General features: G+C 50.8%; 12 protein-coding genes. All 12 read right to left on the bottom strand.

Annotation, left to right across the window (positions count from 1 at the left end; all coding sequences use genetic code 11):
* Positions 1-17: 17 nt before the first annotated feature.
* Entirely contained in the window at positions 18-608 is a 591-nt protein-coding gene (locus BDT_RS03965) for an ExbD/TolR family protein (RefSeq protein ID WP_015089980.1), read from the bottom strand.
* Positions 608-1,084: an ExbD/TolR family protein gene (locus tag BDT_RS03960; RefSeq protein WP_011163386.1), complete on the bottom strand. Its 477-nt coding sequence runs from the start codon at positions 1,082-1,084 to the stop codon at positions 608-610. The genes BDT_RS03965 and BDT_RS03960 overlap by 1 nt, the downstream gene beginning before the upstream one ends.
* Before the next feature lie 12 nt (positions 1,085-1,096).
* Positions 1,097-1,762 carry a MotA/TolQ/ExbB proton channel family protein gene (locus BDT_RS03955; protein ID WP_011163385.1) on the bottom strand — a complete coding sequence of 222 codons (666 nt, stop codon included), beginning with the start codon at positions 1,760-1,762 and terminating at the stop codon, positions 1,097-1,099.
* Between the two features lie 35 nt (positions 1,763-1,797).
* Positions 1,798-3,921, bottom strand: a complete 2,124-nt coding sequence (locus BDT_RS03950) for an AgmX/PglI C-terminal domain-containing protein (RefSeq protein ID WP_080602325.1) — start codon at positions 3,919-3,921, stop codon at positions 1,798-1,800.
* The gene (locus BDT_RS18925; RefSeq protein WP_051026263.1) at positions 3,918-4,205 is read right to left on the bottom strand and encodes a hypothetical protein; all 288 of its coding nucleotides are present in this window, start codon (positions 4,203-4,205) and stop codon (positions 3,918-3,920) included. The genes BDT_RS03950 and BDT_RS18925 overlap by 4 nt, the downstream gene beginning before the upstream one ends.
* 43 nt (positions 4,206-4,248) lie before the next feature.
* Entirely contained in the window at positions 4,249-5,094 is an 846-nt protein-coding gene (locus tag BDT_RS03940; RefSeq protein ID WP_015089975.1) for a tetratricopeptide repeat protein, read from the bottom strand.
* A complete protein-coding gene (locus BDT_RS03935) occupies positions 5,094-8,294 on the bottom strand; it encodes a tetratricopeptide repeat protein (protein WP_015089974.1) in 3,201 nt (1,066 codons plus the stop codon). Before BDT_RS03935 ends, BDT_RS03940 begins: the two co-directional genes overlap by 1 nt.
* A gap of 3 nt (positions 8,295-8,297) precedes the next feature.
* Complete coding sequence (locus BDT_RS03930) at positions 8,298-9,884, bottom strand: tetratricopeptide repeat protein (protein ID WP_015089973.1); 1,587 nt, start codon at positions 9,882-9,884, stop codon at positions 8,298-8,300.
* Complete coding sequence (locus tag BDT_RS03925; RefSeq protein WP_015089972.1) at positions 9,881-10,681, bottom strand: outer membrane beta-barrel domain-containing protein; 801 nt, start codon at positions 10,679-10,681, stop codon at positions 9,881-9,883. The genes BDT_RS03930 and BDT_RS03925 overlap by 4 nt, the downstream gene beginning before the upstream one ends.
* A 13-nt stretch (positions 10,682-10,694) precedes the next feature.
* Positions 10,695-11,417 (bottom strand): outer membrane beta-barrel domain-containing protein, encoded by a 723-nt coding sequence (locus BDT_RS03920; protein WP_015089971.1) that lies wholly within the window; start codon positions 11,415-11,417, stop codon positions 10,695-10,697.
* A gap of 3 nt (positions 11,418-11,420) precedes the next feature.
* Complete coding sequence (locus BDT_RS03915) at positions 11,421-11,888, bottom strand: KdsC family phosphatase (RefSeq protein WP_235046254.1); 468 nt, start codon at positions 11,886-11,888, stop codon at positions 11,421-11,423.
* 116 nt (positions 11,889-12,004) lie between these two features.
* The gene (locus BDT_RS03910) at positions 12,005-12,427 is read right to left on the bottom strand and encodes a hypothetical protein (protein WP_015089969.1); all 423 of its coding nucleotides are present in this window, start codon (positions 12,425-12,427) and stop codon (positions 12,005-12,007) included.
* Positions 12,428-12,431 lie beyond the last annotated feature (4 nt).

Raw genomic sequence — 12,431 nt, 5'->3', positions numbered from 1 at the left:
TTCATGTATTTTTATTCTTAGTTCGAATTTGTTTCCTGCGGCAGCTTGGTGACCGCGAAGTTGATCTCGCCAGCCCCGGCCTCTGTCACAGTGAACAGAACCTTTTTGACAGTCAGGAAGTCCACACCTTTATCGGCCTGAATCGTGACTTTGCTCCAGGCGTTCGGGTCTTCTTCAGTCTCTCCACGGGTGGTTTCAACCACGTCACGGATCTTGTTCTGAAGCTTGCCTTCCTGCTCAGTGCGGGATTTCACCAAAGCCTCAGCCAAAGTGTCCTTCAGCTTTGGAATCAGCCATTCTTCCGTGCCTTTGACGTCGTCAAAGGTTGCCACCACGTCCCTGTCCAGCAGGATCTCGTTGCTGGAAATCGTGATGACGTGCGCCGGTTTCAACTCGCGCACGCTGGTGGCCTTTGGCAAAACGACATCCTTCGGGATGTAAAGAATTTCACCCGTGGCATTGTAGTTCTGCAGCAGGAAGATAACCAGAACCGTGAACATGTCGACCATCGCTGTCAGTGACAGCAACGCCGTAACGTCACGCTTCCCTTTTTTCTTGCTTAAAATATTGTGATAACGATGACGTTCACCAGGTCTGAAGATGGCCATTACTGCGGCCCTCCCGTCGCAACGGATATCGCCGAGAACCCTGCGGTCAGACAGTTATCCATTGCCTTGATGAGTTGTTCATAGGGGATGACATCTGCAACTGAAACAATCGCATCCACTTTTTCAGGATACAGCTGCTTCACACGCTGCAGTTGCGCCACCAAACCCGCTTCATCAAATTGTTCGTTCACCATGGGAAGGCTGATCACTTGTTTCCCAACAGTTAAAACATAACCCATTTCCTTCACATCCACTTTCAGCACCACATCGGCGTTTGGTGGCGGCGTCGGATTGGGTTGCGTGTCCGATTTCTTCCCATAGAGGGAACTACCAATTTGAATCATAGACACTTGAGTCCAAACGGCCGTGATAAGCAGGAACGTAATAAGAACGCTCATCAAGTCGATGAAAGGCACGAGGTTCAGCTCGATATTCTTTTTTCTGCCGCTGGAATCGCCGCTATCTATGTGAGCCATTGAAAACCTCTGTTAGTCTTTGATTTTTTCTCTGTTTGCAACAACCAGGTTCAACAGACTCATGCTGGTTTCAACCACTTCATTTTCTGTTTTCTGGATGCGGTGCTGGAACAGACCGTAAGCCACGATAGAGATGATCGCCACCAAAAGACCAAACGCCGTACAGTTCAGGGCGTGGGAAATACCTTTGGAAAGTTCCAGAGCTTTGGTTGCAGGATCGGCTGCCGCCACCGCACGGAAGGAACCGATCATACCGATGATCGTTCCAAGAAGACCCGCAAGTACGGCCACGTTACCGAAGACCGCCAGGAAAGATGTCCAACCTTCCACTTTTGGCATTTCGCGCATTACTGCTGCGTCCATTGCCACTTGCACTTCTTCATCAGGACGCTTGTTCATCGCCTGAACAAGACCTGCTTTTACTGTATTCGTCAAAGGAGCCGGACGAGCATCACAATAGCTGATTGCCTGACGCAGATCGCCGGCCACAACCATTCTGAAGATCTGGTCAGTGAACTCTTTTTTGTCCACGGCAAGATTTTTAAGCTTCATCATTCTTTCGATGATCACAAAAAGCGCCAGGATGGCGATAACTGCGATCACGTACATGACGAAACCACCCTCAGCGAAAGCACGCTGGATGAAATTCATGTTGTCTACTGTAACTGTTGGGTTCACGGGAAGTCTCCTTCTTAAAAACTTTACTTAATAAATTAATTAGCCTGATTCAAAACAAACGGGTACGCCTGTACTTCAGCTGTCATTCCGGTCGGTGGCTCTGGGAACACCCAGCTTGCCAGACGACGGCGGATACATTCTTCCACACCTGGATTGCCCAGAGAGGAATCGACAACTTTCACGTTGCGTGCCTGACCTCGCTCGATGATCTCCCAAGCAAGAATCACTTTACCTTCCATCTTCTTGCCCTTCTCAAGAGTGTTCAAAGCACGCTCGTAGCAGCTTTTCACCTCGTTAAGTTTAGAGCGGATCACACGACGGATAGCTTCTTTATCAATGGTCGCGTCGAAGGATTCTTCAGCACCACCGCCTTCGATAGCCACTGTGGTCTTCGAACCGAAGCCCTCAGACGCACCGTAAGCAGCCTGACCTGACCCACGACCCTTGGTACCGATTCCGGCAATACCCTGAGTTGCAGTGCCTTTTCCACCAGCCCCGGCATCCTTGAACTTGGAGCCCAGATCATCACCGGCACGGTCTTCATTGAAGCCCGCAGTTCCGGTCGCCTTGTCGGCCATACCCAGTACCTCACCGGCTCCAGAATACGCTTTGTCGATGTTGGCGCGACTGCCCCCGCCACCGAAGGCGCTGAACAGACCCACTTTGGAAAGGTCCTTGTTGGAAGACTGAGCATTCGCACCAGCCGTGTTACCCGTTTTGATCGCGCCCCCCTGACGAGTGGACGTGAACTTCTTGGTACGGTCTTTCGCGTTGGGCTTCGGAGCCACTTCACTGGCTCTTGCCGCCACCTGGGCCCGTTGAGCCTGCTGTCCGGTTGTTCCTTTTTTCTGTGCTTCCTTGTTCGCATCAGCCACAACCACTTTCTTAGGCGGCGGTGGAGTTGGCGTCGCCACCGGTTGCGGCGGCGGAGTCGGAGGCACTGGCGGAGGAGGCGTCGGTGTTGGCGTTGGAGCCGGCGGTGGATTTGTGAACACCACCTGGGCAATACGCTGAACCTCTTCCTGCTTGTTTTCCTGCCAGTCTTTCGGGGTTGTTGCGGAGATATACAGTGCCAGCAAACCCACAATGATCAGGGACATCGCCACACCAGTCATTTCTGAACCGGAAAGCATCATTGGAAGCATCGGAACTGTCGGTGCCTGTGGAACAAAGCGGATGTAAAGGCACAGGTTTCCACCCGGCAGATTCACACACAGCATTTCATTCTGATCAACACGCACGCTGTAACCGTTGCCGCCCTTTTGCGCCTTGCCGGATTTGGCAAGGTCTTCCACGTGCTGGGTCACGCCGCCAGAGATCACCATCTCGGTGTCCATCTCGTTGGTGGTGTTCACACGCAGACCCGCAGACATGTCCAGCAGCGGATAACCGCGCGGCACCAGTCCGTCAGGAAGAGCTACAGACAAGTCCCCGCCCGCATTCACGCGGATGGTTTTATTGCCCTTGAAATGATAAGTCGTCAGGATACGCTCTTTCCAGGTGACCAGAACTTCGACCGTGGTGCCTTTACCAGGCTTCAGGTGCGATTTCAGATTCTGAATCTCACTTGGAGGAGCGAATGTTTTGCTTTTCTTGGCTTTCTTGTAAGAAGAGCGTTCTTTGCGGATTTCAGGTTTTACCGGAACCGCCGTCAGAACAGGCTTTTCTTCAGCCTTCGGAGCTTCAACCGGAATACTCGGAGTCGCCACCGGAATAACCGGAGTGACTTTGATTTCCTCGGTCTTCACCACGGCCGCAGGCGGCATGGATGGTTCCGGCTTTGGCGGAGGTGGTGCTGGCACTTCAGCAACTGGAGCCGCAGATTCAGAAGCTGGCGCCCCCGGAACCACTTTAGGTTTCGGCACACCCACAAAGAAGGCAATACGGAAAGGACCCACTTCGATTTCATCGCCAGAGGCGATGGCTTCATCCAGAACAGCCTGCCCGTTTTTGAAAGTCCCTTGAGAAGAACCCAAATCACAGACATACCATCCGTTATCACGAAGTTCGATCAGGCAGTGAATCGGTGAAACACCATCCGCATCCAGATCCAGATGCACTTCGGCGTTATGCCCAACCACGATTTGATCCTGGTCGAACTGTTTAACACCAACGAGCTGATTGTTTTTGAAAATTCTAAATATTAACGGCGATCTCAATTAGCACCCCGGACCCGCTGGATATCCTCTGTTGTTCGTCTCATCTCGGGTAAAAAGTTTTCTCTCAACTTGATCAATCTCTTATAGTTGAAGTTTTTCTTCTGAAAGAGATAAAACAGTTCCGGCTTCTGCGTCGACCCTTCAACCAACTCGTCCTCGAAGTTCAGCGTCGCCTTCTTCTTCGTGGTGGTTGTCGTTGTTGTGGTCGTGGTCGTCGTGGACCGAGAGGATGACTGCGCATGGCTCACTTCGAAAATGAAAAGTGCGGCCAGCATAATTGTCATGTGTCTTACGTATCGCAACATAGTCCTCACCCGATCCTTCACTCTATTTTATCCCAGCTTTCGCCTTATTTTCCAAAGCAATAATGCGATTACGGCTATCTGCAGGTCCACCTACAAACTTTAGTCTGTTAATAACTTCCAAGCCATCCTGATACTTCTGCATATGATCGACCAGCAGAATGGCGTAGTTGAACAGAACCTCTTTGTTGTTACCGCTGTCTTTCAAAGCCGCTTTATACATTTCTTCTGCACGGTCCAGTTTCCCTTGTGCCGTCAGAGCAATGCCATAGTTGTTCAAAACGCGAGGATCACGCACACCCTTGCGATAGGCTGTTTCGAGCACAACACCGGCTTTCGCGAAATCACGCTCCTGAACATAGATCGCGCCCAGATTTGCCGCCGCCACCGCTTCGTCATTATTGATGTCCAAAGCTTTGCGGAAGGACTTCACAGCATCGCGGCGCTCATTTTGCGCCAGCTGGACAATGCCTAAATTCGAGTAAAGCTCTGCTGTTTTGGGGCTGGAACTGATGGCTTTCCCCAGCAGGTAACGACACAGATCAAAACGTCCACGTTTATAGTGATACATCGCCAGGGCATTCAGGGCGCGGGCATCATTCGGGGACTGGGTCAGAATCTGAGTCGAAGCCTGATAGATTCTTTCATCAGACTGGGACTTGATCGCTTCATTCAAAACCGCATATTGGGAAGGCGCTGGTGGAGTCACCGGACGAACCGGCTCGACCTTTTCCAGATCCTTGAACTCATCCACCTCAACCCTCGGGGCTTCCGCCACCGCCGTTTTGGTTTCTTCAGAGGTTTCTTTGGTTGGACTGGAAGAACAAGCCGCCAGTGCCAGCAAACTGAAACAAGTGATTATTCTTTTCATTATTGACCTATCCAATTCACCAGACGAATGTCAGAGCCCACTTCGCCGCCGTTGTAATAACCCTTCGGATCCTTGCTGTTCATGAACTCGTAAGCAGATTTGAAGCCATCGTTGTACACTTCCAGCTCCAGACCGCGATCCACCGTGGCCTTGTAACTTTCACGAGCCTTGGAGTTGAACGGTTCTGCGAACTTTTCCACACCCGCTTTGTACTGCTTCGTTTCTTCTGCGTTCAGCCCCGGAGGCAGTGGCGCATTGATGATTGCCTGAGCCATGTTCAAGTTGGCGTCGCCCAGAATCGAAAGCGAACTTACGATTTCTTCCGCGCTGTCAAACTTGATCACTTCCGCCAGTTCGCCGGTCAACTTGGTCAGCAAAGCGACTTTCTTGTCAGCTGCTGCCTTTTGTTTGGCCGGATCTTTAGGGAAGGTCACGGATTTCATCTCTTTGAAAGTGTCTTCTGCTTCTGCCAGTTTGATACGGGCCGCGTAAGTCGCACCCACACCTTTTTTGTTAGGCGCAAAACGCTTCTGGATTGCCAAAGTTTTCTGGCGCCATTCCTGAGCTCTTGTTGTCGCTCTTTGACGAGTCGACAGCTCGCTGACCCAGTAAGCACTTTCAACCACACGCTCTTGATCACGACCGCCGGCTTCCACGTATTCCGTGTAACGGGCAATCGCCGCACCGGTCTGACCGGCTTTACGATGGATCTGAGCCATACTGAACACCGCTTCAACGTTGTCGCTGTGTTTTTTGTTCATTTTAGTGAAGTCCGTGTAAGAACGGATGGCTTCATCCGATTTACCCAGGGCTTCATACAGCACAGCCGCATTGAACATCAGGTTCGGAGCCAGGGAATCCGTTGGATTTTCCTGAGCCGCCTGACGGTAAAGTTTCGCTGCTTCCTCGAACTGGGCAGAATCCTGGTAGAGCTTCGCCAGCAAACGGCGCGCTTTCGGTTTCAACTTGTCCGCGGCCGGATCTTTAGAGGCCAAAACCCCCTGGTAAGCCGCGATCGCCGGTGCATTCATGCCTGCACGCTCATAGTTCACGGCCGCATTGAAGTTCGCATTAACTGCCAGATTGGACTTCGGATTTTGTTTCGCGAAGGACTCAAACACCTGCGCACTGTCTGCGTATTTCTTTTCAAGCTCCAGATCCTGACCGCGCTTGAAGGACGCTTTTTCCATCACGCCACGGATGTCCGCGCCCGCCTTGGAGGAAGCAATGCCCGGAACAGCCAGAAGCTCGGCACCGGTTTTTTCCAGTCCCACATAGTCTTTTCTGAGGTTGTAAATATCCAGCAACAAGTTGGCTGAATATTCGGCATATTTGGTGTTCGGATGCTGTTTCACGATGTCACGGAAGTGAGTCGTTGCCTGATCAAAGTGATTGCTTTGATAGTACAGACGGCCCATACGGAATTTGATTTCCACCGCTTTTTCCGCTGTTGGGAACTTTTCCACGTACCACTGACCGGCTTTGATGAAGCGGTCCACTTTTGGCTCCAAAGGAACCGGATCAGTGGAATTCCCCACGCGTTTTTGCATTTCCTGATCAGAAGGGATGCTGCGCTCAACAGACAAGATCAAGTTCTGGGCAGATTTGCCATAGAACTTGCTTTGAGGCGCGTTATCCACGACCCATTTGTACTGCATGGAAGCTTCGTCGTATTTACCCATATCGTACAGCAATTCACCGAAGTAGAAGTGCATGTCCGCCACCGTCGCTGAATCCGGGAACTCACGCAGGTACAACTGATAACCTTCGTAAGCCTGGGACTGCGAATACTGGGCACGGGAGTTCTGCGCTGTCTGGTGCTGCTGCAAAACATAGTTTCGCAGCGTGGTTTCACGCAGTTTATAAGAATTTTCAATCAGCTCTTTGTTGCCTTTGTTCGCGGCATACCATGCTCCACTGGAGTCATAGTCCTTCACCCAGCCGTAAAGCTCGGTTTTAAAGCGCTGCGTGTTCTTCGCATAAAAGTAGTTTTGCACGATCTGATACTGGTACTCGAAAGCTTTTGGAGCTGTCGGGTTCTGAGAGATCAGAAGCTTAAACACGTCACGGGAAGCATCTTTGTTACCGCGATCAGAATACTGATACGCCAGTCTTTCCAGGTAAGGGCTGTAGTTGCCGCCCACAAGATTCTTGAAGTAATCCGCCGCCTTGTTTGGATCGCCGCCTTCCGCATAGAACACCACGATGTCACGCAGGGCTTCACCCTCAAGACGCGTGCGGTTCACCTTCATACGGCTTGCCAGTTGGTCCCCGGTTTCGTTCTTGCCGGCTTTGATGATATATTCAAGATACGTCATCGCCTGCTGAACCTTGCCCAGACGGAACAAACACCATGAACCCTTGTACAGGGCAAAGGTGTGCAAACGGTGTTTCTTTTCCTTGATCAGGAAAGAATATTCTTTATAGGCATTCGCCCATTTTTCATTTTCAAAATAGTACTCCGCCAGGGCAAAGTGCGCCTCGCCGACAAACTGGGAGTTCGGATAACCGCGGGTTAGCTTTTCATAGTAATCCGCGCCTTTTTTGACTTCACCCAGTTCGAAATAGTTGTACCCCAGGAAGAAGAGCGCCTGGCTCATTTTTTCGTCACGTGGGAAATCACGCTGGAACCATTCATAAAGCTGAACGGCCTTTTTGTTGTATTCGCGGGCTTCCGCCGTATCCAGACGAGGTTTGGATTTGGTTTTACCCGCCTGGAACGCACGCAGTTTCGCGTCGTATTCATCCTGCTTGCGGGAATCAATCAGACTGGCTTTTTCGACATACAGCTCTGCCAGACGCAACCACAGTTCACCGCGGTTCGGGCTGGTTTTGAATTTTTGCGTCAGCTTGTACAGTTCGCGGATCTGCTGATCCAGAACTCTTTCGTACTCGGCCTGACCGTTGCCGCTGTCTCTTTGCATGATTTCAGAAGAGCGCGGGGGTTTAACTGATTCCAGGTTGTAATTCTGGACATCCTGTTTGAAACCCATGTTCGCTGAAGGCAGTGATGTGTCCGTTTTGGACATCTGCACCCTGCCGCCGCGAGTGCCATCATTGGCCTGGGACAACAGTTCACCGACAGTCTTTTTCTTGACGGTTTTGGTGGTCTTAACAGTTTTGGTCTGAGCGCCCGCAGTGGACGCCAGAACAAGACTCATAAATCCGGAAACAAGAAGTTGATGCCTGTTGATTTTCATACTTTACTCGCAGCTCTGTTTTCCAAGGTAATGGTAGTTTCCAACTTCATCCAGCCAGTACTCACCCTGGAATGGATAGTACTCGTAACCGTTTTCGATGTAGAACTTGCGGTTCACGTTTTCATCGATCTGGTCACCGCTGATGTCTTTACCGGCGATTTTCTTTTTGATGCTTTCCTTACGGCCCGTGATCATTTCGTAACGGATGAATCCGGCTTGTTCGTAAAGATCACGCAATTCCACGCGCATATTCAACAGATGCGCCTTGACCATGTCGCCAACGGCGAACTTCGTGTTCTTGCTGCGGTTTGCAAGGATCTTCAGGGAATACTGACCCAGTGGAGAAGCACGGAATGCAGAATTTGATTCCACGCGCGCTTTTTCCTGATTCAGTTTTTCCAGATAATGCATGGAGCGTTTTACATCCCCCTGATCCAGCACGTTTCTTAGAACGATGTATGGCAGACGCAGGTTCGCCGACTTGTCCGTGGTCTTCATCAGATGGGCTTTTTCAACCTCTGCATAGAAGGTACCGGCTTCGTTGGAGGACTTCAGGAAGTCACCGATTTTGGAGCGGACCGGCCCATAAGTTTTTTCAAACAGGCTCAGAACCTTTTCCATCTCGTCGTACTTACAGATGTACAGATATACGATTGAGCGCAAAAGCAAGCTCTCCGGCATATAGAAGTCTTCGTAATATGCCGAGTGGAGAGTTTGGAAGTTACTCAAAGAAGAACGGAAGCGCGCCGCACGCAGCATCGCCCAGCTCTGCTCAAAGACAGCGTCATGCCACATCAAAGTATCGCGGGGAACCTGGGAATAAGCTTCCACTGAAGCATCCCAATCCTGCTTTTGATAAAGTGCACGGGCAAGACCCATTTGAGCGGCCACTTTGTTCGTGTCCGTCACCGGAGCACGACGGCGGGCATCGAGCATTTTGTTGAATGTGCCCACAGCCAATGACGGCTGATTGGCTTCAAGTTCTGCCAGGCCCTTGGCGTACAAAGACTGGAAATAATAGCTGCTGGTTGGGGAAACACGGCTGAACAAGTCCGCAGCTTTGGCAAATTCGCGGTTGCGCAGTCGGATTTCGCCCAAACGGAAGTTGATCATATCACGCAGGTTCGCCGGGAAGTCATTCAAGTCCACTCGGGAAATCGCGTAATTCAAAATCGTGTCATCACCCAAAGAATCGGCCACAATCGAAAGTTTTTCGATGGCCATTTTGGAATACTTGGGATGTTTCATGCGGATCACATCCACGAACTGGAATGCGGCCGTCTGATAAAGCTTCAGCTCTACCAGCATCGTGCCCAGGATGTATTTGATCTGCGGACGTTCCGCAGCCAGTTCAGAACGGCGGCTCAGCGAAAACAGCGCATTGGCAGCAGATTCATACTGCCCGCTTTGCGCCATACGAAGAGCGTTGCTCAGTTGATTTCGAAGAGTGGCTTCACGTGTGTTCCCTGAAACAGGAGCCGCACGGCGGGCCGGCGCAGTTTGTCTTTTCAGAGTTTTACGCTGCTGGGCATCGCCCACCACCGGAACTGCAATACTTGCGGCAATCAGGAGAGGTAATAATTTCTTCATCGGTAACTAGCCTCCGGGAAGAACCAACTCATACCCACGGTAAGGAAGAGGTTGTTGAATGAATTTGTAGAGCCGTCGATGCCTTTGGCATTGAAGAAGTTCCAGCTGAAATCCCAGCGAACCGCATAAGCTTTGCTCAGGGCAAAAATCTGCCCCGCAGCCAAGTGCACAGTTCCTGCACTTTCACCGGACTGGGTTTCAGTATTGCCGTAACCAGCAGACAGATACAGGTCAAATGGAACGATCGTTTCATTGAACCAGGTCATTTTTCCGTAAACCGGGACGTACATCAGATCCACCCCGATAAAGGATTTTGGATAAACCAGATTCTCGGTGGAAACGCCGTTGATTTCGCGCAACTCATCCGTCGCCTGACGATTGGACGTGGTCAGACCGAAATAGTTCAGCTCAAGCCCCCAGCTTTCAGACATAAAGTAGCTGGCTTTCGCCACCCCACCGAATGTCAGGAAGAACGGATCATTCGTCACTGTCGTCAAACCACCGAACAACTGGAAGCGGCCGGTTTTTGGCAGGAAGCGTTTTTGAATGATGGAAATTTCCTGGAAAGGAGCCAATGTGCCCAGTCCCGAGAAGTCCGTCAGGGTGTTGTCCTTCGGAGCAGTCTCCTGATAGGACGGCGTGGAATCAGAAATAGACGGCTGCTGTCTTGGAGCTTCTTTTTCAAGCTCCAGTTCGATCACATCCAGTTCGTCACCTTCAGACTGGGCATAACCCAGGCCCGGCGCCGTCAGCGCCAGGAAAACAATTACCAGAGAAGTGAGTTTTCTGCTTAACATCTGTCAGCTCCTCTTAGAACAGATACGACAAACCCACATCCAGGTTTGTAGTGTAGGTTAGACGCTCTTGGAAATCACTGTAGTCAGGCTTTGGATCGCTGGGCTTCAGCGCGCCGTTCAGGAACGGGATCGGAGCCTGGTTGGCATAAAGACGCAGGTCAAAGCGCAATGCCCATTGTTTGGTGAAATAGAATTTCTGACCGATACCCACAGCCACCGCCGGGTAAGTCTTGTGCACATACTTCACCGCACCCACAGAAGCGGATCCGTAAAGAAGCGTGTTGAACACCAGGGATTTGGTCAGACTCATTTTTCCGTAGAAGGCTTTCAGATTGTAATCACCCATGATCGTCATCTCTGGCGACGGGGCACGGCTGAAATCCAGACTGAACTGCTGATCCAGCTGGTCAGCGTAGCTGGAAAGACCCGCAAAGTTCTTGGCAATCAAAAGACCCCAGGCGTGAGCTTCGCTGGTGTTATAATAGATACCCAGGCCCAGCTTGGAAACGTTGGCGATGGGTTCTGTCATCGCGTAGCCATAGAAACCATCGACTTCAAAACGACCGGCAGTCACCACGTTGCGGTTTTTTACGCTGACGGGTTTATCGAAAACAGGAAGCACGGATTCCTGAGCCAGTTCCTCTGTCGGAAGATTCACCACTTCCGCAAAAGCCGCCTTATGCAGCATCAGCGCAAGAACTATGATGAGAGCGGCCTTGAAACCATTTTTTAGCATGTCTTACCTACCCGATGAAAATGCACCGTATTTATAGATGTAATCACAAACTTCACGAACAGCCCCCAAACCACCAGGTCTGCGGGTCACATAATCAGCCACTTCCATAACTTCCTCGACAGCCTCTGGAACTGTTGCTCCAAATGCCACCGCCTCGATCATGGGAATATCAAAAATGTCATCACCGACATAAGCCATCTCTTCAGGCTTCAGGCCGGATTCCTGCTGCAGCTGCAAGAAAGAGGGCTCTTTGTCGAGAGCACCCTCATAGAAATACTGAATACCAAGAGCCTTCACGCGCGCGCGAATGTCCTCTGCCTTACTGCCTGTAATCACTGCTATTTTATAACCGGATTCCATAAGACGTTTGATACCAACGCCATCCCGGATGGAATAAAAGCGTCGCCATTCGGTGCCATCAAACCACACGCGTGTGTCAGTTAATACGCCATCAACGTCGAGAACCAACATCTTGATATTTTTAAGTTTTGATATTTCTAATGCCACTGAATCATTGTGAAAAATAAAAGACAATGGAGCAAGTGCCCCACTCTGATACAGGACTTAGGGTTGTGTGGATATACCGACTAAGGTCGGGCTGACTCGAGATCGTTCACTCTTTGTTGCAAACGGAATAGTTGCTTTTCAAGTTCCTGGACCCGGACTTTAAGCGCCTCGGTGTCCGCAGAGGCCGAAACACCGATTGCTTCGCCATTTAAAAGACCGGCCCCCAGTTCGGCGCGCTTCAAGTTCAGCTCCTGCAGTTTTTCAAGATCGGCATCTTCGACAAAGCCATCTTGAGCCTGCTGCGATTTCAAAACTTTGTTCTGATCATGAATCTGTCGACTGAGCTGCGCCATCTGCTGCAGATTCTGCCAGCTTCCCTGAAGCTTTCCGAAGTTGGGCGGGAATTCACGCGTGATCACAGAAAAAACAATGACAAACATCACGATGGAAATGAACAGGCTGCGCAGAATCGAGCCGACAACCTTGACCAGAACGGATTTCATGAAT

Source organism: Bdellovibrio bacteriovorus str. Tiberius, assembly GCF_000317895.1.
Taxonomy (GTDB): Bacteria; Bdellovibrionota; Bdellovibrionia; order Bdellovibrionales; family Bdellovibrionaceae; genus Bdellovibrio; species Bdellovibrio bacteriovorus_F.
This window is presented reverse-complemented; position numbering and strand designations above follow the sequence as displayed.